Below are 23,412 nucleotides of genomic sequence, written 5' to 3'. Positions count from 1 at the left end.
GACATAGAGCCGAAAACTGCGGGTATTCGGCCACTTATGCGCTGCACCGTCGTCGTCATCACGCGAGATCGCCGGAATTCGCTGCTGGCCTCTCTCGCGCGGACGCGGAAGATCGCGGAGCGGCCGCCGGTCATCGTGGTGGACAACGCCTCACGGGACGGCAGCCCCGAAGCCGTGGCGGCGCAATTCCCCGAGGTCGAATTGATCCGGTCGTCGCACAACCTGGGCGCTGTCGCCCGCAACCTCGCGGTCGACCACGTCCGCACCCCGTACGCGGCGTTCTGGGACGACGACACCTGGTGGGAGCCGGACGCCCCGTCCCGCGCCGCGGACCTGCTCGACGCCCATCCGCGGCTCGCGGTCGTCACCGGCCGGATCCTGGTCGATCCCGGCGGGCGCGAGGACCCGATCGTGCCGGAGCTGCGGCACTCGCCGGTCCCCGGGCCGCCGTGGCTGCCCGGCCCGGCGCTCGGCTCGTTCCTGGCCGGGGCGTCCATGGTCCGGGCGGAGGCGTTCCGCGCGGCGGGCGGGTTCTCCGCCAGGTTGTGGCTGGGCGGCGAGGAGGAGCTGCTCAGCGCCGACCTGATGGCGCTCGGCTGGCAGCTGTGCTTCGCCGAGGACGTCGTCGTGCACCACGAGCCGTCCCCGCTGCGCGAACCGCACCTGCGCCGCCGCCACGGCATCCGCAACACGCTGTGGTTCACCTGGCTGCGCCGCCCGCTGCCCGCCGCCGCGCGGCGCACGGCCGGGCTGGTGCGCACCCTGCCGCGCGACCGCGTCACGGCCGCCGCGCTCGCCGAGGCCGCCGCGGGGCTGGCCTGGGTGGCACGCGAACGCCGCACGCTGCCGCCGGACGTCGAAGACCGGCTCCGGTGCCTGGAGGAGTCCCAGCGGGAGTCCAAGGCCCGGCGCTACGTGAGCTAGGGGGAGCCGCCCGTGCCCGACGTCACCGTCCTCGTCGCGACCCGCGACCGCGCGCCGGAACTGCGCCGCAGCCTCGCGCGGCACACCGCCCCGGTGATCGTGGCCGACAACGCCTCCTCCGACGGGACCGCCGCCGTCGCCGAGGCCGCCGGCGCCGCGGTGCTGCGGCTGCCGCGCAACCTGGGCGCCGCCGCCCGCACCGTCGCGGCCCGGCACGCCGCGACCCGCTACGTCGCGTTCGCCGACGACGACTCCTGGTGGGCCCCCGGCGCCCTGGACCGCGCCGCGGAGATCTTCGAGGCCCACCCGCGGACGGCGCTGCTCGCCGCCCGCGTGCTCGTCGGCGCGGACGAGCGGCTCGAACCGGTCTCGGCGGAGATGGCCCGCGCCCCGCTCGGCCGGCCGGACGGGCTGCCCGGCCCGGCCGTCCTCGGCTTCCTCGCCTGCTCCGCCGTCGTCCGGCGCGACGCGTTCCTCGACGCGGGCGGGTTCTCGGAGGTCCTGCACTTCGCCGGGGAGGAGGAGCTCCTCGCGCTCGACCTGGCCGCCGCCGGTTGGGGGCTCGCCTACGTGCCCGAGCTCGTCGTCCACCACCACCCGTCCGCGGCGGGCCGGGACCCGGCCGCCCGGCGCCGCAGGGAGGCGCGCAACCGGCTGCTGACCGCGTGGCTGCGCCGCCCGCTGCCGGTGGTCGCGCGGGCCGCGCGGTCCGCGCTGGGCACCCGCGACGGCCGCGCGGGCCTCGCGGACGCCGCCCGCGTCCTGCCCGCCGTGGCCTTCGCGCGCCGTCCCGTCCCGCCCGCGGTGGAGGCGGCGCGCGCCCGGCTCACCGGCTACTGACCCGCCGCACCGGCACCGGTCAGCCGCGGGTCCGCCGGGCGATCACCACCAGGTCGACCGCGGCGATGACGGCGACCACCGCGCAGATCGCCGCCGCGGTCCACGCCCCGTCGCCCTCCGCCGTCAGCGCGAACACGATCGCGGCGCCCACCGCGAGCACCAGCGCGATCACCGACAGGACCGCCCGCAGCCGCAGCGGGCTGCGGGCGGTGAGCGGCTCGCTGCCGCTCGGCTGCCGGTGCCGGTAGCGGCCCCGCGAGCCGGGGCCGCGCCACTCCGGGTCGCGCCACTCGGGCGCCGTCCCGTCGTTCCGGTCGGAGTCGTTCCGGTCGGAGTCGTTGCGGCCGGGGCCGTTCCGGCCGGGGTGGTTCCGGTCGGCGTGGTTCCGGTCGGGTGGGGACACGGGTCACCCCGCGAACGTCGGGGCGACGCGCGGCATCATCTCGTCCATATGCTGCTCGTGCCCCGTCGTGCCCGGTCGATGCGCCTTCGCGGCGGTCAGCCCGCGCTGGAGGCCGCCCAGATGTTGACGCCCGCCTCGACGGCGTCCCGGTCGATCGCGGCCAGCTCGTCCGCGGTGAAGTCGAGCCGGTCCAGCGCCGCGAGGTTCTCCTCCAGCTGGGCGACGCTGCTCGCGCCGATCAGCGAGGAGGTGACCCGGCCGTCGCGCAGCGACCAGGCCAGGGCCAGCTGCGCGAGCGACTGGCCGCGCCCCTCGGCGATCTCGTGCAGCCTCCGGACGTGCCGGACGTTCTCCTCGGTGAGCAGGCTCGACGAGAACGACGTGCCCCTGCTCGCCCGCGAACCCTCGGGGACGCCGCCGAGGTACTTGTCGGTCAGCATCCCCTGCGCCAGCGGCGAGAACGCGATGCAGCCCACGCCCTCCCGCTCCAGCGTGTCGAGCAGCCCGCCCTCGATCCACCGGTTGAGCATGGAGTACGACGGCTGGTGGATCAGCAGCGGCGTGCCCATCTCCCGCAGGATCGCCGCCGCCTCCGCGGTGCGCTCGGGCGAGTAGGAGGAGATCCCCGCGTACAGCGCCTTCCCGGACCGGACGGCGGTGTCCAGCGCGCCCATCGTCTCCTCGAGCGGCGTCTCCGGGTCGAAGCGGTGGCTGTAGAAGATGTCGACGTAGTCCAGGCCCATCCGGCTCAGCGACTGGTCGAGGCTCGCCAGCAGGTACTTGCGCGACCCCCACTCACCGTACGGGCCCGGCCACATGTCGTAGCCGGCCTTCGTCGAGATGATGAGCTCGTCCCGGTACGGCCGGAGGTCCTCCCGCATGATCCGGCCGAAGTTGAGCTCCGCGGAGCCGTACGGCGGCCCGTAGTTGTTCGCCAGGTCGAAGTGCGTGACGCCGAGGTCGAACGCGCGCCGGAGGATGGCCCGCTGCACCTCCAGCGGACGGTCGTCGCCGAAGTTGTGCCACAGCCCGAGCGAGATCGCCGGGAGCCGCAGCCCGCTGCGCCCGCACCGCCGGTAGGGGATCCGCTCGTAGCGCTCACTGTCCGCAACATAGGTGGTCATGGCCCGGAGTATCCCAGTGGCGGCGCGGCACCGCATGCCGGGTCCGGGCAGGTGGGGGAGGGCGGCGTCAGTCCAGGGCGTGCTTGAGGACCTTGCCCGCCGGGTTGCGGGGCAGCCGGTCGAGGAACACCACGTCGCGGGGCACCTTGTGCCGGGCGAGGTTGGCGGCGACGTGCCCCTTGACGTCGTCCTCCGTCAGGGCGGCGCCCGCGGCGCGGACCACGTGGGCGCGCAGCCGCTGCCCGAACTCGGCGTCGGGCACGCCCGTGACGGCGGCCTCCTCGATGCCCGGGTGGGCGGCGAGGAGGTCCTCGACCTCGCCCGGGTGGACGTTCTCGCCGCCCGACACGATCATGTCGTCGGCGCGGCCGTCGACGTGCAGCCGGCCGTCCGCGTCGAAGTGCCCGAGGTCGCCGACCGCCATCAGCCCGCCGACCTCCTCCTTGCCGCCTCCGCCGGTGTAGCCGCCGAACCGGGCGGGGGTGTCGACGAAGATGCGGCCGGTGGTGCCGGGCGCGGCGGGGCGGTCGTCGTCGCCGAGGACCGCCACGGTGGTCCCCGCGGGCGGGCGGCCGACGCAGCCGGGCGCGGCGGCGAGGTCGTCCGGCCCGGCGATCGTGATGCAGGACGCCTCGGTGGAGCCGTAGAAGTTGTAGAGGACCGGCCCGAACGCCGCCAGGGCGCGCTCCGCGAGATCGGGGTCGAGCCGCGCGCCGCCCGTCATGACCACCTTGAGGCCGGACAGGTCGCGCTTCTCCGCGCCGGGGACGGCCAGGAGCCGGCTCAGCATCACCGGGACGGCGACGAGCGACGCGCACCGGTGCGCCTCCAGGTCGTCGAGGACGCCCGCCGCGTCGAACCGGCGGCGCAGCACCAGCGTCGACCCGAGCCCCAGCGCGAGGATCGCGGAGGTCAGCCCGAGGCCGTGGAACAGCGGCGGGCCGACGAACATGGCCTCCCCGCCGCGGAACGGCACCTTCGACAGGATGCCGCCGGGCAGCGCCATCGACCGGGACTGCGGCCGCGGCGCGCCCTTCGGCCGCCCGGACGTGCCGCTGGTGAGGATCACCATGGAGCCCGGCCGGGGCGGCGCGGGCGGCGGCGCGTCGTCCGCCCCGCCGATGAGGTCGTCCAGGTCGGCGTCGGTGAAGCGGGGCATGGCGAGGCCGTCCACGACGGGGGCGAACTCCTCGTCGTGCAGGACGGCGGTGACGCCCTCCCGCGTGACGGCGTCGCGGAGCTGCGGCGCGGCGAAGTCGGTGTTGAGGAACAGGACGGACGCGCCCGTCTTCGCCGCCCCCGACATCGCCTCCAGGAGGCCGCGGTGGTTGCGGCAGAGGACGCCCACGGTGTCGCCCGCGCCGATGCCGCGTGCCAGCAGGGCGTTGGCGAGCGCGTTGCAGCGCCGGTCCAGCTCGCCGAACGTGAGGCTCCCGCGGTCGTCGATCAGGCCGGTGCGGCCGGGGAAGCGGTGCGCGGGCAGCGCCGTCGCGGCGCCGAGCGGCCCGTACCGCCGCAGCGCCCGCGCCGTCGCGGCGAGGGCCCGCGGAGGCATCGGGCCGATCATCCCGGCGCGGGCGGCGGCGCGCAGCCCGTTCAGCTCGGCGGAGATACGGGTGCGCGTGACCATGACCGGCAGCGTATGCAAGGAGGGGACAGATCCACAAGATCTGTCCTTTTGCGGCGGAGGTGGCGGCGGCGCCGGGGTGCGAGTACACAAAAGCACCGGGTCCCGGCTGTCATGTCTGCGAGGCGTGAACGAGGCTCGTAGGTGGCAGGAAGACTCAGAGCAATGGACGAGGAGGTCCAAAGTGGTCGTGCTGCGCAGTTATGTCTCGGGTTCATGGCGTGCTCCGGACGGCGAGGGGGTGCCGCTGCGCGACGCCGTCACCGGGGACGAGGTCGCCCGGATCTCGTCGGCGGGCGTCGACATGGGCGGTGCGCTGGAGTACGGCCGGAGGGTCGGCGGCCCGGTGCTGCGGGAGCTGACGTTCCACCAGCGGGCGGCCCTGCTGAAGGCGCTGGCGTCCCACCTGCGGGAGCATCGCGAGGAGCTGTACGCCCTGTCGGCGCGGACGGGCGCGACCCTGGGCGATTCGAAGTTCGACGTCGACGGCGGCATCGGCGTCCTGTTCGCCTATTCGAGCAAGGGCAAGCGGGAGCTGCCGAACGACACGGTGCTGATCGAGGGGGACGTCGAGCCGCTCGGGAAGGGCGGGACGTTCGTCGGGCAGCACCTGTGCACCCCGTCGCACGGCGTCGCGGTGCAGATCAACGCGTTCAACTTCCCGGTCTGGGGGCCGCTGGAGAAGCTCGCGCCCGCGTTCCTCGCCGGCGTGCCGAGCCTGATCAAGCCCGCGAGCCAGACCGCCTACCTGACGGCCCGGCTCGTCGAGCTGATCGTCGAGTCCGGCATCCTGCCGGAGGGCACCGTGCAGCTGGTCTGCGGCGACCCGGGCGACCTGCTCGACCACCTCACCGAACAGGACGTCGTCGGGTTCACCGGGTCGGCGTCCACCGCCCGGCTGCTGCGCACCCACCCCTCGATCGTGGGCAACGCGGTCCGGTTCAACGCCGAGGCCGACTCGCTGAACTGCTCGATCCTCGGGCCGGACGCCGCGCCCGGCACCGCCGAGTTCGACCTGTACGTCAAGCAGCTCGTCGCGGAGATGACCGTCAAGGCGGGGCAGAAGTGCACCGCGATCCGCCGCGCGCTGGTCCCCGCGGCGCTGATCGACGACGTCGCCGAGGCCGTCCGCGAGCGGCTGGCGAAGGTCACGGTCGGGAACCCGGCCGACCCGGAGGTGCGGATGGGCGCGCTCGCCGGCCTCGACCAGCGGGAGGAGGTGCGGCGCTCGCTGAAGGCGCTGCTGGACGCCGGGCGCCTCGTCTTCGGCGACCCCGGCCGCGTGGAGGTGCGGGGCGCCGACGCCGAGCGGGGCGCGTTCATGTCGCCGATCCTGCTGCGCGCCGACGACACCGCCCGCGCCGAGCCGCACGAGGTCGAGGCGTTCGGGCCGGTCAGCACGCTGCTGCCCTACGACGGCGCCGAGGACGCCGTGCTGCTCGCGGTGCGGGGTCGCGGCAGCCTCGCCGGGTCGGTCGTGACCGCCGACGCGGAGTTCGCCCGGCACGTCGTGCTCGGCACCGCGCCGTGGCACGGGCGGCTGCTGGTGCTGAACTCCGAGGACGCCAAGGAGTCGACGGGGCACGGGTCGCCGCTGCCCGCGCTCGTCCACGGCGGCCCGGGACGCGCCGGGGGCGGCGAGGAGATGGGCGGGATCCGCGGGGTGGTGCACCACATGCGGCGCACCGCCGTGCAGGCCGGGCCCGCCATGCTGACCTCGATCACCGGGCGGTGGGTCCCCGGCACCGACCGGACGGTCACCGACGAGCACCCGTTCCGCAAGCACCTGGAGGACCTGCGCGTCGGCGACACCGCCGTCGGCGGCCCCCGGGCCGTGACCCTCGACGACGTGGAGCACTTCGCCGAGTTCACCGGCGACGTCTTCTACGCCCACATGGACGAGGACGCCGCGAAGGCCAACCCGTTCTTCGGCGGGCGGGTCGCGCACGGCTACCTCGTCGTGTCGTTCGCCGCGGGGCTGTTCGTCGACCCCGCCCCCGGGCCCGTCCTGGCGAACTACGGGCTGGAGAACCTGCGGTTCCTCACCCCGGTCAAGCCGGGGGACGAGCTGACCGTCACGCTCACCGCCAAGCAGATCACGCCGCGCGAGGGCGCCGGCTACGGCGAGGTGCGCTGGGACACCGACGTCACCAACCAGGAGGGCGCTTCGGTCGCCAAGTACGACGTGCTGACGCTCGTCGCCAAGCGCCCCAAGCAGGACTGACGAGTCGCGCCGGCGGCCCCGCCCGGCCGGGCGGGGCCGCCCGGGTCAGCCGACCCACACCGTCTTGGCGTTGCAGAAGGCGCGCATGCCCTCCGCCGAAAGCTCGCGGCCGTAGCCGGAGCGCTTCACGCCGCCGAACGGCAGCTCCGGGTACGAGGTCGTCTTGCCGTTGATGAAGACCTGCCCGGCGTCCAGCTCGCGGACGAACCGCTCCCGCTCGGCGTCGTCGCGCGTCCAGGCGTTCGAGCCGAGCCCGAAGCCGGTCGCGTTCGCGACCTCGACGGCCTCCGCGATCCCGCCGACCCGGAAGAGGGAGGCGACCGGCCCGAAGACCTCCTCGTGGTACATGCGCATGTCGGGCGTCACGCCGGAGAGGACGGTCGGCGGGTAGAACCAGCCGGTGCCGTCCAGGCGCTCGCCGCCGCACAGCACCTCGGCGCCCCTGCCCACCGCGTCGGCGACGAGCTCCTCCACTTCGGCGCGCCCCTCCTCGCTGACGAGGGGGCCGACGTCGGTGGACTCGTCCATCGGGTCGCCGACCCTCATCGCCCGCATGTTCCCGACGAACAGCCGCTCGAACTCGTCGGCGCACGCGGCGTCGACGATGAAGCGCTTGGCCGAGATGCAGCTCTGCCCGTTGTTGAGGCACCGCGAGTCGGCCGCCGTCCGCGCGGCGGCCCCGATGTCGGCCGACGGCATCACCACGAACGGGTCGCTGCCGCCGAGCTCCAGGACGGTCGGCTTCACCTCGTCCCCGGCGATCGCGGCGACGGACCGCCCAGCGGGTTCGCTCCCGGTGAGCGTCGCGGCCTTCACCCGCGGGTCGCGCAGCACCCGCTCCACCTTGGACGAGCCGATGAGCAGCGTCTGGAACGCGCCCTCGGGGAACCCGGCGCGGCGGAAGAGGTCCTCCAGGAACAGGGCCGTCTGCGGGACGTTCGAGGCGTGCTTCAGGAGCCCGACGTTGCCCGCCATCAGGGCCGGCGCCGCGAACCTGATCACCTGCCAGAGCGGGAAGTTCCACGGCATGACCGCCAGCACCGGGCCGAGCGGCTCGTAGCGCACGTAGGCGTCGCTCGCGCCCACGTCCCCGGCGTCGGCCGGGCGCCTGCCGGCGAGGAACTCCTCCGCGTGCCCGGCGTAGAACCGGCACGCCTTGGCGCATTTCTGCGCCTCGGCGACGGCGGCCTTCAGCGTCTTGCCCATCTCCGTCGTCAGCATCGCGCCGATCCGGTCGGCCTCCCCGTCGAGGATGCCGGCCGCCGCGCGCATCCACTCCGCCCGCTGCCCGAGGCTCGTCGTCCGGAAGGAGGCGAACGTCTCCGCCGCCCGCGCGATCCGCCGGTCGACCTCCTCGTCGGCCAGCGCGTCGAAGGTCTTCTCGACCTCCCCCGTGGCGGGGTTGGTCGTGGCGATCGTCGTCATGTCGGGGTACTCCCTGGATGTCCGCTGTTCTCAGCGGGGTGCCCGAGGGACCGTCCCGGAAACGCCCGGCGCGGGCGGCCGCGGCCCACGCGGCGGGCCGGGCTAGCTCCGTGCCGCGCCGGCCGCGGGACGCAGCAGCGCCTCCTGGGCGATCGAGGCGACCAGCGTCCCGTCCGCGGTGTGCAGCGTCCCGCGCGCGAGGCCGCGGGCGCCGTGGTTCGCGACCGGGCCGACCGAGTAGAGCAGCCACCGGTCGGCGCGCGGCGGCCGGTGGAACCACACCGCGTGGTCGAGCGTGACCGCCGTGACCAGGTCGCGCGGCGAGCCCGGCGCGCGGGCGCTGCTGACCACCCCCATGTCCGACAGGTAGGCGACCAGGCAGGCGTGCAGCGCCGGGTCGTCGTCCAGCGGCCCCGCCGCCCGGATCCAGAACGGGTGCGCGACCGGCCACTCGCCCTCCGGGGGCGGGTTCACGACGCGGACGTCGAAGCCCGGCGGATGGCGGAGGAACGCGGGCAGCTCCAGCGGCTCCAGCCCCTCGGGGCCCGGCACCCCGGCCGGGGCGCCGTCCTGCCAGTCGAACCCGTCCTCCGGGTCGTGGAACGAGGCGATGAGCTCCAGGATCGGCTTCCCGCCCTGGCTCGCCGTGACGTGCCGGGTCGAGAACGACCGGCCGTCGCGGGTCCGGGACACGTCGAACGCCAGCGGCTCGTCCGGCGTCCCCGGGCGGATGAAGTAGGCGTGCAGGGAGTGCGGCGGGCGGCCGTCCGCCGTCAGGCACGCGGCGCGCAGGCTCTGCCCGGCGACCTGGCCGCCGAACAGGCGCGGGCGCCCGACCGGCGGCGAGGTGGCGAGGAAGGAGTCGCCGCCGAGCGCCGCCAGCTCGAACATCCGCGTGAGCTCCGTGGGGACCTCGCTCATCCGGGAACCTCCTGCGCCTCGCACCCCGCCTCGCACCGGGGGCGACCCTACCGGCGGCTCCGGTCGCCTGCGCGGCGGGGACCGGCCCTGATACGGTCACGCGCGGTCGACCTATGATCGCCGGTGGGGCGGCGCGGCACCCCGGGGACATCGGTGCCCGCACGCCCCTGAGGAGATGAGAGAGGCAATGTCAGATATCACCGAGTCGCCCGAGTGGTCCGCGCTGGCGGCGCATCAGGCGGAGATCGCCGGGCGGCACCTGCGCGAGCTGTTCGCGGACGATCCGGGCCGCGTCGGCCGCATGACCGTCACCGCGGGGGACCTCCTCCTGGACTACTCCAAGCACCGCGTCACCGGCGAGACGATGAGGCTGCTGACGGCGCTCGCCGAGCGGGCGGGGCTGCGCGGCCGGATCGAGGCGATGTTCACCGGCGAGCGCATCAACGTCAGCGAGGACCGCGCCGTCCTGCACACCGCGCTGCGGCTCCCGCCCGGCGAGCCGCTGACCGTGGACGGGCAGGACGTCGCCGGCGACGTCCACGCCGTCCTGGACAAGATGGCCGACTTCTCCCGGCGGGTCCGCACGGGGGAGTGGACGGGCTTCACCGGCAAGCGCATCACGACCGTCGTCAACATCGGCATCGGCGGCTCCGACCTCGGCCCCGCCATGGCCTACGAGGCCCTCAGCGACTACGCGGACGCCGGCGTCACGTGCCGGTTCGTCTCCAACATCGACCCCGCCGACATCGTCGGGAAGCTCGCCGGCCTCGACCCCGAGCAGACGCTGTTCGTCGTCAGCTCCAAGACGTTCGGCACGCTGGAGACCCTCACCAACGCCAAGGCGGCGCGGCGGTGGCTCGTCGACCGGCTCGGCGACGACGCCGCGGTCGCGCGGCACTTCGTCGCGGTGTCGACGAACGCCGAGCGCGTCGCCGAGTTCGGCATCGACCCCGCCAACATGTTCGTCTTCTGGGACTGGGTCGGCGGGCGCTACTCCTTCGACGGCGCCATCGGCCTCTCGCTGATGATCGCGATCGGCGGGGAGGCGTTCCGCGAGATGCTCGCCGGGTTCCGCGAGATCGACGAGCACTTCCGCGCCGCGCCGTTCGAGGAGAACATGCCGGTCGTGATGGGGCTGCTCGGCGTCTGGTACACCGACTTCTTCGGCGCGCAGACCCGGGCCGTCCTGCCCTACGCACAGCGGCTGGCGCGCTTCCCCGCCTACCTCCAGCAGCTCACGATGGAGTCCAACGGCAAGTCGGTGCGGGCCGACGGGGCGCCCGTCGTCGCGCAGACCGGCGAGATCTTCTGGGGCGAGCCCGGCACCAACGGGCAGCACGCCTTCTACCAGCTCCTGCACCAGGGGACCCGGCTCGTCCCCGCCGACTTCATCGGCTTCGCCGAGCCGTTCGCTGAGCCGGCGGCCGAGGGGCCGGCGGGCATGCACGACCTGCTGACCGCGAACCTGCTCGCGCAGACCTCGGCGCTCGCGTTCGGCAAGACCGCCGAGGAGATCGCCGCCGAGGGGACGCCCGCGGAGCTCGTCCCGCACAAGGTCATGCCGGGCAACCGCCCGACCAGCACGATCCTGGCGCCGAAGCTCACCCCGAAGACGCTCGGCTCCCTGGTCGCGCTGTACGAGCACATCGTGTTCGTCGAGGGGACGATCTGGGGCATCGACTCCTTCGACCAGTGGGGCGTCGAGCTCGGCAAGGTCATGGCGATGGACCTCGTGCCCGCGCTCACCTCCGCCGAGCCGCCGGGCGGGGCGCCCGACGCGTCCACCGCGGCCCTCGTCCGCCGGTACCGCGAACTGCGCGGCCGCAGGATCTGACAACCCGGGTCCGGGACCCGGGTCCCGGAACGACGGACGGGCCCGCCGGAACGGCCGGCGGGCCCGCCGGTGTCCTGCCGCGGGTCAGGCGCGTGCGCCGGGCAGCGGGCCCTTCGCCCAGCCCTGGGACTCCAGGATGGCGCGGAACTCCCCGTAGGAGATGAACCCGTCGAGGTTGGTGTCCGCCTTCTCGAACCTGTCCTGCGTCTCGGCGCGCGTCCACGCGAGCCCGAGCTCGTCGAGGACGAGGGTGAACTCCATCAGGTCGAGCTTCTCGTCGCCGCCGAGGTCCGCGCGCTTGAACACGGCAAGAAGGTCGTCCCCGGCCGGTCTCGTCGTCATCTCGCTCCTCGTTCCGGTCCGATGTGGCCACGCATCATGTCATAAGGAGCGAGCCGGTCAATGCGCGAAACGCCGCAGGAAGGAAGCCCTTTCCTACTCGTCAGTCAACTCCGGGACGCGGTGCCGGTACCGCTCCAGCAGCGCCGCGTTCACCGCGTCGCCGCCGGGCACGTTCGCGCTCGTCCAGCGGGCGGGGTCCGCGCCGCGCTCCGCCGCGAGGTCGTCGAGGGCCGCCAGGACGCGCGCCCACGCGTACGCGGCGAGCACCGTGGAGACGGCGGCCGTGCGGGGCGCCCCCGCTGGATGCAGGACGTCGCCGGGCGGGACGCGGGTGTCCAGGACGATCCGGGCGTGGTCGGCCAGCGTCGTGGCGGCCCGGGCCGCGGCGCCCCGCGCGGCCCGCACCGACGTCACCGCGACCACCGGCACCTCCCGCGCCGCGCACTCCGCGGCGATCTCGACCGGGTAGGGGTTGCGGCCGCTGGTGGAGAACACGACCGCGACGTCGGGCGGGGCGGGCGCGGCGGCTTCCACGACGGCGCGGCCGGCCCCGGCGCGCCGCTCGGCGCGGGTGCTGCGCGCGGCGCCGCCGAGCGGGAGGACCCGGGGGTCCCAGACGGGGCGGACCGCGGCGAGGCCGCCGGCCCGGTAGAACGTCTCGCACACCAGGGCGAGGGAATGCCCGGCCCCCGCGACGTGCACGATCCCGCCGGCCTCGACCGAGTCCAGCAGCAGCGCGGCGGCCTCCCCGATCGCCTCGCCGGAGGCCGCGTCGAGATCGTCCAGCAGTCCTCGGACCCGGCCGGGAAAGTCGGTCATCGGGCAGCTCCTCCTCGCGTTCCACCCGCGGCGGCCGGTGGAAACACCTGGTGATCAACGGGCGGCGGCGTCGCGCGACCCGGCGAAATCTCCCCACTCCATACGGAAAGGAGAGCACTCAAGGGTAAAAACGGGCAGTCAGTCGACCGGGTTCCGGCTGTACGTTCGACGTAGACGTGTTTGTCAGCCGTGCGGGCTAGGGTCCGGAGGACCGTGCCCAAGCCTCGCACCCGGGGGGCCTCGTGACTCAGCAGACCGCGCCGGGCGTGCCGCCGGAGCCGTCCCTCGCCGACCCCTGCGCCGAGCGCGGGCCGGCGGGGGAGCGGCTGCGCGGCGGGAGCGGCCCGGCGCCCGCGCTGGACGTGTTCCTGTCCGGCCGCGTGTTCATGGACATGATCTTCACCGGGCTGCCGGGGCTGCCACCGCCGGGCACCGAGCTCGTCACCGACGGGCTCGGCTCGGCCCCCGGCGGCGTCGCCAACATCGCCGTCGCGATGAGCCGGCTCGGCCTGCGGGTGGGGCTGGCGGCGCCGTTCGGCGACGACATGTTCGGCGCCTACCTGTGGCGGACCCTCGCCGAGCAGGAGGGCGTCGACCTCGGGCTGTCCCGCCGGGTCCGCGGCTGGCCGACACCGGTGACGGTGTCGATGGCCTACGACTCCGACCGCAGCATGGTGACCTACGCCCGACCGGTGCCGGGCCCGGTGGACGACCTGGCGGGCGAGCCGCCGCCGTCCGCCCGGGCGTGCTTCGTCGACGTCGACCGCCCCGTCCCGCCGTGGATCCCGGCCATGCGCGGCCGCGGTTCGCTGGTCTTCGGCGACCTCGGCTGGGACCAGACCGGCGCGTGGCCCGCCGAGGTCCTCGACCGGCTCCGCCACGTGGACGTGTTCCTGCCGAACGCGGCCGAGGCGATGGCCTACACCCGCACGGGCACGCCGCTGGAGGCCGCCGAGGTCCTGGCCGAGCGCGTCCCGGTCGTCGTGGTGAAGCGCGGCGGGGACGGCGCCATCGCGATCGACTCGGCGACCGGGGAGCGGGCCGAGGTCGGCGCGCTGCCGGTCGAGGCGCTCGACCCGACCGGCGCGGGCGACGTCTTCGCCGCCGGTTTCGTGTTCGGCACCCTCGCCGGCCTCCCGCTCGCCGAGCGGCTCCGGTTCGCCAACCTGTGCGCGGGCCTCTCGGTGCGGCACCACAGCGGCTCGCTGGGCTCGCCGTGCTGGGGCGAGATCGCGGCCTTCGGCGAGTCGGGCGAGGTCCCCGAGTCGGTCCTGGCCGACTACGCGTTCGTGGTCCAGTTCATCCCGGACGCGGCCGAGGACTCGCCCGTCCGCGCCGAGCCCACCCTCCGCATCGGCGGGTGACCCCGCTCGCCGGTAGCGAGTGATCCGGGGGGACGCAAGGCCGGGGCCGCCTGCGGCCATCCGGCGACGAAATCGCTCTCGGAGGTTGACGCCGCGCCGGTGCCGATCCCATCTGGGCCGGAAAATCGCCCGTGTCGCCTCCGGCGGGCGCACGGGCGGGGCCGCCGTCCGGTATCGGCCCGGCACGGCGACAAAGGCGCGGAGTGCTGTGACTGTTGATCGTGACGCAGTCGCACCGACACGAAACGCACCACGGCGCGAGGGAGCCGTCCATGACCGCGATCGCCCATCAGTCGAAGCTGATGACGGGGCTCAACACCCGGAACCACCGAGCCGCTCTCAACGTGTTCCTGTTCATCGTGCTCGCCCACTGGGCCGAGCACGTCGTGCAGGCCGTCCAGATCTGGGTCCTCGGGCGGCCCGCGGCGGAGTCCCGCGGTGTGGCCGGGCAGTGGTTCCCCTGGCTGGTCACGTCGGAGGCGCTGCACTACGGGTACGCCCTGGTGATGCTCGCGGGCTTCGTCCTGCTGCGCCCCGGCTTCACGGGCCGGTCGCGGACGTGGTGGAACATCGCCCTCTACATCCAGGTCTGGCACCACTTCGAGCACCTGCTGCTGTTCATCCAGGCGCACGCCGGCGCGAACCTGGGCGGCCGGCCCGTGCCGACCAGCCTCATCCAGTTCCTGATACCGCGGGTCGAGCTGCACCTGTTCTACAACGGGGTCGTGTTCGCCCCGATGGTGGTCGCGATGCTGCTCCACCGCCGCGATGAGCCGAAGCCCCGCGACGGCGCGGCCACCTGCGACTGCGCCGGCGGCCGCGGCCGTCCCAGCGAAGTATGACCGGCGTCCGGGAACCAGGCCGGGACCCGGAGGAGACGGGCCGGGACCCGGAACGCGACGACGCCGGGCCACCGGGCGGCCAGCGCCGCGCCCGCGGGGCACCGTCGGGATTCACCGTGACGGTCACGGCCACGCTGGCGTTCCTGCTGCTGTTCTTCACTGTGCCGAACCTTGGCGTGGTGTGGCGGGCGGCACGCGCCGACGGGGCGTCCGGGACGTTCACCGCCGAGCGCCTGTCGTGCGTCGAGCACCCGGGGCACGAGTCGTGCTCCTGGTACGGCACGTTCATGCCCGCCGCGGGTTCGGAGGCGCACGAGACGAGCATGTACGGCGCCGGGCGCGGCGACCTCTCCGCCGGCGAGCGGGTGCCCGCGATCGACGTCGGGAGGCCGAGCCGGGTGTACTCGGTGGACGGTTCGCGGGAGTGGATCGCGACCGGGCTCACCCTGATCGCCGCCGCGGGGCTGTGCGTGCCGCTCGCCCGCAGGCTGCTCAGCCGGGTACGGCGGCCGTCCGGGCGGGCGCGGCGGAGCGGTACTCCTGCGGGCTGACGCCGTGCTGGCGCTTGAAGGCCGTGCTGAGCGCGAACGCGGTGCCGTAGCCGACCCGGCGCGCCACCGCCTCCAGCGTCGCGTCGCTCTCGCGGAGCAGGTCCGCGGCCTGGGCGAGGCGGATCCCGGTGAGGTACGCCATGGGCGGCTCGCCGGTCAGCTTCGTGAACCGCTGCGCGAGCGCGGCGCGGGAGACGCCGACCGCGGCGGCGAGGCCGGCGACGGTCCAGGGGTGCGACAGGTCGTCGTGCAGGAGCCGCAGGGCGGGGCCGACGACCGGGTCGCCGTGGGCGCGGTACCAGCCGGGCGCCTCGGCGCCCGGGCGGGCGAACCACGCCCGCAGCGTCCCGACGAGCAGCAGGTCGAGCAGGCGGTCGAGGACGATGTCCTGGCCGGGCTCGTCCTTGCCGACCTCCTCGCCGAGCACGCCGACCAGCGGTGACCGCCACTCGTCGCCGCGGACGACCGCCAGCGCCGGGAGGGCGGCCAGCAGCCGCCGGGTGACGGCGCCGCGCATCTGGTAGGTGCCGACGAGGATGACCGCCGGCCCGCCGGGGTCGTTGCCCCAGGCGCGGACGCCGAGGTCCATCGTTCCCGACATGCTCGTTCCGTCCGGCGTGGTGCACACCTGCCCCGGGTGGATGACGACCTGCGGTTCGGTCCCGGGCGCGTCGCTGACGGTGTAGGGGTCGGGGCCCCGGAGGATCGCCATGTCGCCGGGGGAGACGCGCTCCGGCTCGGCACCGTCGGGGGTCAGCCACGCGTCGCCGCTCACCATCGACAGCAGCGTGATGGGCGCCTCGTCCTGGATCCGCAGCGACCACGGCGGGCTGAACGACGCGCGGAGCATGAACGCGCCTCGTGCCCGAGGCCCGTCGAGGAGGTCGGTCAGGGCGTCCATGGGGCAAGCGTAGACGCCGGCGTATGCGGGCGAGCTTCTCGGCGATGGCGGCCGGAACCGCCCGGCAGTTGACTCGGGGACATGACGAACGACGTGCGGAACATCGAGAACGGCCTCACCCTCGTCCTCGGCGGCACCGGCAAGACCGGCCGCCGCGTCGTGGAGCGGCTGGAGGCCCTGGACGTCCCGGTGCGGATGGGCTCCCGGTCGGCGGCGCCCGCCTTCCACTGGGAGGACGCGACGACCTGGGGACCCGTCCTGCGGGACGTCGAGAAGGTCTACCTCTCCTACTACCCGGACCTCGCCGCTCCCGGCGCGGCCGAGGCCATCGGCTCCTTCACCCGGCGGGCCAGGGACGCGGGCGTGCGGCACGTTGTGCTGCTGTCCGGCAGGGGCGAGGACGAGGCGCAGGAGTGCGAGCGCATCGTCCAGGCGTCCGGCATGGACTGGACGGTGGTGCGGGCGAGCTGGTTCGCGCAGAACTTCAGCGAGGACTACCTCCTCGACCCCGTCCGCGCGGGCGAGGTCGCCCTGCCCTCCGGGGACGTGCCGGAGCCGTTCGTGGACGCCGACGACATCGCGGACGTGGCGGTCGCGGCGCTCACCCGCGGCGGGCACACCGGCGAGGTCTACGAGGTGACCGGGCCCCGCGCCCTCACCATGGCCGAGGCCGTCGCCGAGATCGGCCGCTCGGCGGGGCGGGACATCGCGTTCGTCCCGGTCGCCGTGGACGACTACGCCGCCGTGCTCAAGGAGCACGGCCTGCCGGGGGAGCTGATCGCCTTCCTGACGTACCTGTTCTCGACCGTCCTGGACGGACGCAACTCGCTGCCCGCCGACGGCGTGCGGCGCGCGCTCGGGCGCGAGCCGCGGGACTTCGCCGAGTACGCGCGGCTGACCGCGGCCAGCGGCGTCTGGAACTCCTGACCCGCCCCCCGACCCGGCCCTTCGAGGGCCCTACGACAGATCGGAACGACGATGAGATCCGTACTCGCCGGGACTTCGGTGACCCTTTCCCTCATCATGGCCGCCGGCATGACCGGGGCCTACTTCGCCTTCTCCACCGGCGTGATGCCGGGCCTGAACGCGGCGCGGCCGGCGGCGGCCATCGAGGCCATGCAGGGCATGAACCAGAAGATCCAGAACCCGCTGTTCATCCCCATGTTCCTGTTGATCCCGGTCGTGGCGATCGCGGCGGGGGTGCTGCTGCTGACCCTGGACGAGAAGTCCGCCGCCGTGCTGTTCTTCGTCGCGGCCGGCGTGTACTTCGCGGGTGCGCTCATCCCGAGCTTCGCGGTGAACATCCCGATGAACAACGCCCTGGACGGTACGGCGATCCCGGCGGACGCGGCGGAGGCCGCGAAGGTCTGGGCGGACTACTCCGGCCGCTGGACGGCTTGGAACAACCTGCGGGCCGTGGCCAGCTGGGTGAGCATCCTCGCGATGAGCCTGGGCGTCTACCTCTGGGGCAAGGACGCTTGAACCGCGCCGCGGGGACGCGGCCCGCACTTACGGGAGCCGGGCCGCGTCCCCTGGTCGAGGCTGAGTCAGGGGACGAGCAGACCCCAGTAGACGGCCCACGGGACGAACACGGCACCCGCGGTCAGCAGGAGGCCGAGCCGGACGCGCTCGGCCACCGGGACGGAACCGGCGGCGCGCCGCCACGACACCGCGGTCGCGGCCCCCGCGCAGACGGCGGCCGCGGCGAGTCCCTGCAGCGCCAGCCACGGCAGCGGACGGCCCGCCAGGACGGGCCCCGGGTCGGGATACCTCCCCGCCGCCATCAGGTAGATGATGTAGAAGACCAGGCCGGCGGCGGCGGTGAGCCCCGCCCCGGCGAGCAGGCCCGCCCAGCGGCTCACCGGGCGCACGGTCCTGCCGCGCAGCCGGCGCGCCAGGGCGGCGAGCGGGTAGCCGGCGAACGCGACGACGAACAGCGCGAGCGCCGCGGTCTGCATCCGGACGGACGCCCACCACGGCGACGGCGCGATGGCGACGCTCGGGTGGTCCTGCTCCGGGAGCGGCGCGGTATCGGCCTCGGGGAGGCGCCCGCTCGTCACGTCGCGGACCCACGAGCCGACCAGGTCGGCGTAGCCGGGGGCCAGCGCGTCGCCGCGGGTGAGGCCCCGGTCCGGGGTCGCGTGGACGCCGTGGTCGGCCTCCGGGAAGAAGCGGAAGGTGTAGTGGGTGTTGCCGCCGCGCCGGAGCGCCCGCGCGAACAGGGGCGGATTGTCCTCGGGCGGGGTCTGCAGGTCGCGTCCGCCCCAGATGCCGAGCACCGGCTGGCGGACCCGCTCCAGGACGCCCGGGGCGTCGTGGAACGCCTCGGCGAACAGGCCCGCGTCCGCCCCCAGCCGGGCGAAGTTGCGCTTGCCGCGGTCGATCAGCGAACCGGAAACGCCCGCCCGGCGCAGCCCGGAGGACTCGTTCCAGACCTGCTGGCGGATCGGGGTCATCGCGTTGCCGCCGACCACGATCACGAACGCCGCGTCGGCGGACCGGGACGCGGCGAGCGGCGCCACCCAGCCGCCCTCGCTCAGCCCCCAGAGCCCCACCTTCGCGGGATCGACGCCGGGTCGCGAGCGCAGCGCGCGCACGGCGCCGAGCGCGTCGACGGCCAGTTCGGAGTAGGAGCGGCGGAACTGGGTGTACCCGGCCGACCTCTTGTCGTAGATCAGGACGGCGAGGCCCCGCCGCGCGAACTCGGTGGCCTCGGTGAGCAGATGCTCGCGCGGGACGCCGGACCCGGACCCCGTCACGAGCACGACGCCCGGCAGGGGCCCGCGCGCCTTCCGCGGTGCCAGCACCGTGCCGCGCAGGGGGAGCCCGCCGAACCCCTGGAAGCCCACTTCGGTCGCGGTCAGGCCGGCGGGCGCCGGGACCGGGCCGGCCGCCGAGGCCGCCGGGGGGCTCAAGACGCTCAGCAGCGCGCCGGCGATCAGCGTCAGCGCGGCGGTCATCACTTTCTCATGCCGGGGACGGTAGTATGCAGAGAAAGTTCTGCAAATGATTCTCTGCAAAGATACTTCTGTAGAACTAGACTGCTCCTCATGAAGGACGATTCCGAGCCCGTCATCCTGGACGACCCCGGACGGATGAAGGCGCTCAGCCACCCGCTGCGCCGCCGGATCCTGCACCGGCTCCGCGTGCACGGCCCCGCGACGTCGACGACGATCGGGGAGGTGCTCGGGGCCAACACCGGGACGACCAGCTACCACCTGCGCCAGCTGGAGAAGCACGGGTTCATCGAGGAGATCCCCGAGCGATCGGCCGGGCGGGAGCGCTGGTGGCGCCGTGCCGAGACCCCGCGCGACGTGCGCATGCCCCGGCCGGGCACCGTCGCCCCGGAGGACCAGCCCGTCATCGACGAGCTGCTGCGCGTCCGCCACGCCGAGGACATGGAGCTCCTCAGCAGGCTTCCCGAGGAGTACCGGCGCGACCACGCCTGGGCCCTGCTCTCACGGGGATTCGCCCATATGACCGAGGAGGGCCTCGCCGAGTTCTTCGAGGCGTACATCCGCCTGCTGCAGGAGCACGGCCACGACCGCGAGGACGCGCCGCCGGGCGCGCGCCCGGTCCACATCCGGCTCTTCACGCTCCCCGCCGACACGGACTGAAGCATCGCCGCGGTTCCGCGCGGGGCTTACGATCCTGGGATGAGCGGTGTCTACGCGATCAGCGACCTGCACGTCGGGTTCCCCGAGAACCGCGCGTTCGTCGAGGAGCTGCGGCCCGCGTCCGGCGGCGACTGGCTCATCGTCGCCGGCGACGTCGCCGAGCGCTTCGCCGACGTCGAGTGGACGCTGCGCACCCTGAGCGAACGCTTCGCCACCGTGATCTGGACGCCCGGCAACCACGAGCTGTGGACGATCAAGGACGACCCGGTGCGGCTGCGCGGGGAGGCCCGCTACCGAAGGCTCGTCGACATGTGCCGCGCCCTCGGCGTCCTGACCCCCGAGGACCCGTATCCCGTGTGGGACGGCGACGGCGGGCCCGTGACGGTCGCACCGCTTTTCATCCTGTACGACTACACGTTCCGGCCGGACGGCGCGTCCACCAAGGAGGAGGCCCTCGCGATCGCGCACGAGGCCGGTGTCGTGTGCACCGACGAGATCTTCCTCCACCCCGACCCGCACCCCACGCGGGACGCCTGGTGCGACGCCCGGATCGCCTACACCGAGAAGCGCCTCGCCGCCCTCGAAGCGGGGACGAGGACCGTCCTCGTCAACCACTGGCCGCTCGTCCGTGAGCCCACCCGCGTCCTCTGGTACCCGGAGTTCGCCCAGTGGTGCGGCACCGAGCGCACCGCCGGCTGGCACGACCGCTTCAGCGCGGTGTCCGTGGTCTACGGGCACCTCCACATCCCCCGGACGATCTGGACCGGCGACGTCCCGCACATCGAGGTGTCGGTCGGCTACCCCCGCGAGTGGCGCAAGCGGGGCGAGGCGCCGCGCGGGCCCCGCCGGATCCTGCCCGCCCCGGACACCCAGTGACCGGGCCCGTGCTCGGCCGGCCCGTGCGGTGCGGCTAGCGCGCAGCCGCCTTGCCGGGGGCCAGCCCGGTCGCGGCGAGCGACAGCAGCCGCTCCGCCGCCTCCGGGTCGTCCTCGGTGACCATCGCGATCGCGCCCGCGAGCCGGAGCGCGTCGATGAACACGGCGTCCCGCGGCACGTCCCCGGCCTCCTGGGCGCGGGCGAACAGCGCCCCGCCGGCCTCGCGGACCGCCCGGGCCGCCTCCGGCCGGTCGTCGCGCAGCGACACCACGGCCGCCGCCGCCATCCCGCGGAACGCGGTGACCCCGGAGACGAATGCCCGCAGCCACTCCAGGAGCCCGTCACCGGGCGACGGGGAGAGCATCAGCTCGCGCGCCTTGGCGGCGAGTTCGCCGTAGGCGTCGGCGAGCAGCGCCTCCAGGAGGTCCTGCCGCGTCGGGAAGTGGCGGTAGAGCGTCCCGATGCCGACGCCGGCGAGCCGGGCGACGCCCTCCAGGGACGCGTCGGCGCCGTCGCGCCCGAACGTCTCCCGTGCCGCGCCGATCAGCCTGGCCCGGTTGCGGCGCACGTCGGCGCGCACCGCGCGGACGGGCGCCTTCGGCGAGTCGTCGCTGGTCAACTGGGTCGTCGATCCTTCCCGGCGGGTCTATGGGCCTGCGGCGATTCGGGGGGATCCGCGGCTTTGGAACGGTCCTTCGATAGTAGCCGCGCCCCTCCGCCGGCCTCGCCGGGGGGATGCGCGAGACCCGCCGCGGCCGATGCCGCGGCGGGTCTCGCGGTCCGCTCCCGGCCGTCCGGGGGCGCCGCCGGAGCGGACCGCGCTCGATCGGGCGCCGCCGGACCGGGCGCCGCCCGGTCAGCCGCCGCCGGGGGAGAGCGGCAGGTAGACCCGCCCGCCGGCGGCCTTGAACTCCTCGGCCTTCTCCCGCATCCCCTCGCCGAGCGCGGCGTCCTCGGCGAGGCCGCGCTCCTCGGCGAACCGGCGCACATCGCGGGTGATCTTCATCGAGCAGAAGTGCGGGCCGCACATGGAGCAGAAGTGCGCGGTCTTCGCCGGGGCGGCCGGGAGCGTCTCGTCATGGAAGGAGCGGGCCGTGTCCGGGTCGAGGGACAGGTTGAACTGGTCCTCCCACCGGAAGTCGAACCGCGCCTCCGACAGCGCGTCGTCCCACGCCTGCGCGCCCGGATGCCCCTTCGCCAGGTCCGCGGCGTGCGCCGCGATCTTGTAGGCGATGACGCCGGCCTTGACGTCGTCGCGGTCCGGCAGCCCGAGGTGCTCCTTCGGCGTGACGTAGCAGAGCATCGCGGTGCCGTGGTGGCCGATCATCGCGGCGCCGATCGCCGAGGTGATGTGGTCGTAGCCGGGCGCGATGTCGGTGGTCAGCGGGCCGAGCGTGTAGAACGGCGCCCCGTCGCACCACTCCTGCTGGAGGTCGACGTTCTCCTTGATCTTGTGCATCGGGACGTGCCCGGGCCCCTCGTTCATCACCTGGTTGCCGTACTCGGCGGCGATCTTCGTCAGCTCGCCCTGGGTGCGCAGCTCGGCGAACTGCGCCTCGTCGTTGGCGTCGGCGATGGAGCCGGGGCGCAGCCCGTCCCCGAGCGACCAGGTGATGTCGTAGGCCGCGAAGATCTCGCACAGCTCGCGGAAGCGGGTGTAGAGGAAGTTCTCCTGATGGTGCGCCAGGCACCACGCCGCCATGATCGACCCGCCGCGGGAGACGATCCCGGTCTTGCGGTTCGCCGTCAGCGGCACGTACCGCAGCAGGACCCCGGCGTGGACGGTCATGTAGTCCACGCCCTGCTCGGCCTGCTCGATCACCGTGTCGCGGAAGACCTCGAACGTCAGGTCCGCCGGATTGCCGCCCACCTTCTCCACGGCCTGGTACAGCGGGACTGTCCCCACCGGCACCGGCGAGTTGCGCAGGATCCACTCGCGCGTGGTGTGGATGTCGCGGCCGGTCGACAGGTCCATGATCGTGTCGGCGCCCCAGCGGGTCGCCCACGTCATCTTCTCGACCTCGTCGTCGATCGACGACGCCACCGCCGAGTTGCCGATGTTGGCGTTCACCTTGACCAGGAACCTCTTCCCGATCACCATCGGCTCGATCTCGGGGTGGTTGACGTTGGCGGGCAGCACGGCCCGCCCCGCCGCGAGCTCCTCGCGGACGACCTCCGGCGCCACGCCCTCGCGCAGCGCCGCGAACTCCATCTCCGGCGTGATCTCCCCGCGCCGCGCGTAGGCCCGCTGGGTCACGGCGCCGCCGGTCGCGCGGCGCGGCCGGCGCGGCGGGAAGCCGCCGGGGGCCCCGCCCGCCGCGGCGCCCGCCGCGGCGCGGCGGCCGTCGTCCTCCGGGCGCACCGGGCGCCCGTCGTACGGCGCGGTGTCGCCGCGCTCGATGATCCACGGCTCCCGCAGCGCGGGCAGCCCCTTGCGGACGTCGGTCTCCTGTTCTGGGTCGGTGTACGGCCCGGACGTGTCGTACAGGACGACGGCGTCGCCGTTGGTCAGCGGCACCTCCCGCATCGGGACGCGGATCTCCGGCCGCGAGCCCTGCAGGTAGGTCTTGCGGGCAGCTGGAACCACAGGTTCGGTCATGACGACTCGATCTCTCCCTACGCCGGCATTACCCGGTCAGGTTCATGCGGTCAGCGGCCGTCTCAGCCGCTATCTCAGCCCGGTTCGCCGGACCCCCGCGATCTGTCGCCCCCGACGCTAACCCGCCGCACCCCGGTTGCCGCAACCGGCGTCCATGGGATATGAGGGGCGGCCTGGGA

General features: G+C 74.3%; 22 protein-coding genes and 1 riboswitch. Of the genes, 11 read left to right on the top strand and 11 right to left on the bottom strand.

Annotated elements, in window-relative coordinates; genetic code table 11:
* Positions 1 to 36: 36 nt before the first annotated feature.
* Together E1266_RS02285 and E1266_RS02280 are read left to right on the top strand one after the other, a co-directional pair.
* Positions 37 to 924 (top strand): glycosyltransferase, encoded by an 888-nt coding sequence (locus E1266_RS02285; protein WP_132043169.1) that lies wholly within the window; start codon positions 37 to 39, stop codon positions 922 to 924.
* Between the two features lie 12 nt (positions 925 to 936).
* Positions 937 to 1,764, top strand: coding sequence for a glycosyltransferase family 2 protein (locus tag E1266_RS02280; RefSeq protein WP_132043167.1), 828 nt, complete (start codon positions 937 to 939; stop codon positions 1,762 to 1,764).
* A gap of 19 nt (positions 1,765 to 1,783) precedes the next feature.
* Here the strand turns inward: E1266_RS02280 and E1266_RS02275 are convergent, their stop codons facing one another.
* The 3 genes from E1266_RS02275 to E1266_RS02265 all read right to left on the bottom strand — a co-directional run bounded on the left by E1266_RS02275 (position 1,784) and on the right by E1266_RS02265 (position 4,921).
* A complete protein-coding gene (locus E1266_RS02275; RefSeq protein ID WP_132043165.1) occupies positions 1,784 to 2,167 on the bottom strand; it encodes a DUF6343 family protein in 384 nt (127 codons plus the stop codon).
* A gap of 95 nt (positions 2,168 to 2,262) precedes the next feature.
* Positions 2,263 to 3,291, bottom strand: a complete 1,029-nt coding sequence (gene mgrA / locus E1266_RS02270) for an L-glyceraldehyde 3-phosphate reductase (RefSeq protein WP_132043163.1) — start codon at positions 3,289 to 3,291, stop codon at positions 2,263 to 2,265.
* Between the two features lie 67 nt (positions 3,292 to 3,358).
* Entirely contained in the window at positions 3,359 to 4,921 is a 1,563-nt protein-coding gene (locus E1266_RS02265; RefSeq protein ID WP_132043161.1) for an AMP-binding protein, read from the bottom strand.
* A gap of 181 nt (positions 4,922 to 5,102) precedes the next feature.
* On the opposite strand from E1266_RS02265, the gene paaZ reads away from it, so the two are divergent.
* Complete coding sequence (gene paaZ / locus E1266_RS02260) at positions 5,103 to 7,142, top strand: phenylacetic acid degradation bifunctional protein PaaZ (RefSeq protein WP_132043159.1); 2,040 nt, start codon at positions 5,103 to 5,105, stop codon at positions 7,140 to 7,142.
* A gap of 45 nt (positions 7,143 to 7,187) precedes the next feature.
* Here paaZ and E1266_RS02255 read toward each other — a convergent pair whose 3' ends face one another.
* Positions 7,188 to 8,567 (bottom strand): NADP-dependent succinic semialdehyde dehydrogenase, encoded by a 1,380-nt coding sequence (locus E1266_RS02255; protein WP_132043157.1) that lies wholly within the window; start codon positions 8,565 to 8,567, stop codon positions 7,188 to 7,190.
* Between the two features lie 102 nt (positions 8,568 to 8,669).
* Positions 8,670 to 9,488, bottom strand: coding sequence for an acyl-CoA thioesterase domain-containing protein (locus E1266_RS02250; protein WP_132043155.1), 819 nt, complete (start codon positions 9,486 to 9,488; stop codon positions 8,670 to 8,672).
* Positions 9,489 to 9,675: 187 nt separating this feature from the next.
* Between E1266_RS02250 and pgi the strand changes: the two genes are divergently transcribed.
* A complete protein-coding gene (gene pgi / locus E1266_RS02245) occupies positions 9,676 to 11,322 on the top strand; it encodes a glucose-6-phosphate isomerase (protein ID WP_132043153.1) in 1,647 nt (548 codons plus the stop codon).
* Between the two features lie 84 nt (positions 11,323 to 11,406).
* Here the strand turns inward: pgi and E1266_RS02240 are convergent, their stop codons facing one another.
* Positions 11,407 to 11,664 carry an EF-hand domain-containing protein gene (locus E1266_RS02240; protein WP_132043151.1) on the bottom strand — a complete coding sequence of 86 codons (258 nt, stop codon included), beginning with the start codon at positions 11,662 to 11,664 and terminating at the stop codon, positions 11,407 to 11,409.
* Positions 11,665 to 11,757: 93 nt separating this feature from the next.
* The gene (locus tag E1266_RS02235) at positions 11,758 to 12,483 is read right to left on the bottom strand and encodes a sugar isomerase domain-containing protein (RefSeq protein WP_132043149.1); all 726 of its coding nucleotides are present in this window, start codon (positions 12,481 to 12,483) and stop codon (positions 11,758 to 11,760) included.
* 242 nt (positions 12,484 to 12,725) lie between these two features.
* Here E1266_RS02235 and E1266_RS02230 point away from each other — a divergent pair, with 242 nt between their 5' ends.
* The 3 genes from E1266_RS02230 (at position 12,726) to E1266_RS02220 (ending at position 15,240) form a co-directional block, all read left to right on the top strand.
* Positions 12,726 to 13,847, top strand: coding sequence for a carbohydrate kinase family protein (locus tag E1266_RS02230; protein ID WP_243718183.1), 1,122 nt, complete (start codon positions 12,726 to 12,728; stop codon positions 13,845 to 13,847).
* A gap of 272 nt (positions 13,848 to 14,119) precedes the next feature.
* Positions 14,120 to 14,689: a hypothetical protein gene (locus E1266_RS02225; protein WP_132043146.1), complete on the top strand. Its 570-nt coding sequence runs from the start codon at positions 14,120 to 14,122 to the stop codon at positions 14,687 to 14,689.
* Positions 14,686 to 15,240, top strand: a complete 555-nt coding sequence (locus E1266_RS02220) for a hypothetical protein (protein WP_132043144.1) — start codon at positions 14,686 to 14,688, stop codon at positions 15,238 to 15,240. The genes E1266_RS02225 and E1266_RS02220 overlap by 4 nt, the downstream gene beginning before the upstream one ends.
* On the opposite strand, the gene E1266_RS02215 is transcribed toward E1266_RS02220, so the two are convergent.
* Positions 15,182 to 16,141 carry an AraC family transcriptional regulator gene (locus E1266_RS02215; RefSeq protein ID WP_132043143.1) on the bottom strand — a complete coding sequence of 320 codons (960 nt, stop codon included), beginning with the start codon at positions 16,139 to 16,141 and terminating at the stop codon, positions 15,182 to 15,184. The two genes, E1266_RS02220 and E1266_RS02215, sit on opposite strands and share 59 nt — an antisense overlap.
* Before the next feature lie 81 nt (positions 16,142 to 16,222).
* On the opposite strand from E1266_RS02215, the gene E1266_RS02210 reads away from it, so the two are divergent.
* Together E1266_RS02210 and E1266_RS02205 are read left to right on the top strand one after the other, a co-directional pair.
* The gene (locus tag E1266_RS02210) at positions 16,223 to 17,068 is read left to right on the top strand and encodes an NAD(P)H-binding protein (protein ID WP_132043141.1); all 846 of its coding nucleotides are present in this window, start codon (positions 16,223 to 16,225) and stop codon (positions 17,066 to 17,068) included.
* A gap of 51 nt (positions 17,069 to 17,119) precedes the next feature.
* Positions 17,120 to 17,623, top strand: coding sequence for an anthrone oxygenase family protein (locus tag E1266_RS02205; RefSeq protein WP_132043139.1), 504 nt, complete (start codon positions 17,120 to 17,122; stop codon positions 17,621 to 17,623).
* 65 nt (positions 17,624 to 17,688) lie between these two features.
* Here the strand turns inward: E1266_RS02205 and E1266_RS02200 are convergent, their stop codons facing one another.
* A complete protein-coding gene (locus E1266_RS02200; protein WP_132043137.1) occupies positions 17,689 to 19,101 on the bottom strand; it encodes a prolyl oligopeptidase family serine peptidase in 1,413 nt (470 codons plus the stop codon).
* A 90-nt stretch (positions 19,102 to 19,191) separates the two neighbouring features.
* Between E1266_RS02200 and E1266_RS02195 the strand changes: the two genes are divergently transcribed.
* Positions 19,192 to 19,758: a winged helix-turn-helix domain-containing protein gene (locus E1266_RS02195; protein ID WP_207945373.1), complete on the top strand. Its 567-nt coding sequence runs from the start codon at positions 19,192 to 19,194 to the stop codon at positions 19,756 to 19,758.
* A 39-nt stretch (positions 19,759 to 19,797) separates the two neighbouring features.
* Positions 19,798 to 20,634 (top strand): metallophosphoesterase, encoded by an 837-nt coding sequence (locus E1266_RS02190; RefSeq protein WP_132043135.1) that lies wholly within the window; start codon positions 19,798 to 19,800, stop codon positions 20,632 to 20,634.
* A 34-nt stretch (positions 20,635 to 20,668) separates the two neighbouring features.
* Here E1266_RS02190 and E1266_RS02185 read toward each other — a convergent pair whose 3' ends face one another.
* The gene (locus tag E1266_RS02185; RefSeq protein WP_207945372.1) at positions 20,669 to 21,253 is read right to left on the bottom strand and encodes a TetR/AcrR family transcriptional regulator; all 585 of its coding nucleotides are present in this window, start codon (positions 21,251 to 21,253) and stop codon (positions 20,669 to 20,671) included.
* A gap of 237 nt (positions 21,254 to 21,490) precedes the next feature.
* On the bottom strand, positions 21,491 to 23,233 hold the full coding sequence (gene thiC, locus E1266_RS02180) for a phosphomethylpyrimidine synthase ThiC (protein ID WP_132043133.1): 1,743 nt from the start codon (positions 23,231 to 23,233) through the stop codon (positions 21,491 to 21,493).
* A riboswitch (TPP riboswitch) is annotated at positions 23,229 to 23,342 on the bottom strand. It overlaps the preceding gene by 5 nt.
* Positions 23,343 to 23,412: the final 70 nt, after the last annotated feature.

Source organism: Actinomadura sp. 7K534 (assembly GCF_004348575.1).
GTDB classification, from domain to species: Bacteria; Actinomycetota; Actinomycetes; order Streptosporangiales; family Streptosporangiaceae; genus Spirillospora; species Spirillospora livida.
Note: the sequence above shows the minus strand (reverse complement) of the source record. Positions and strands in the feature narration are given on the sequence as shown.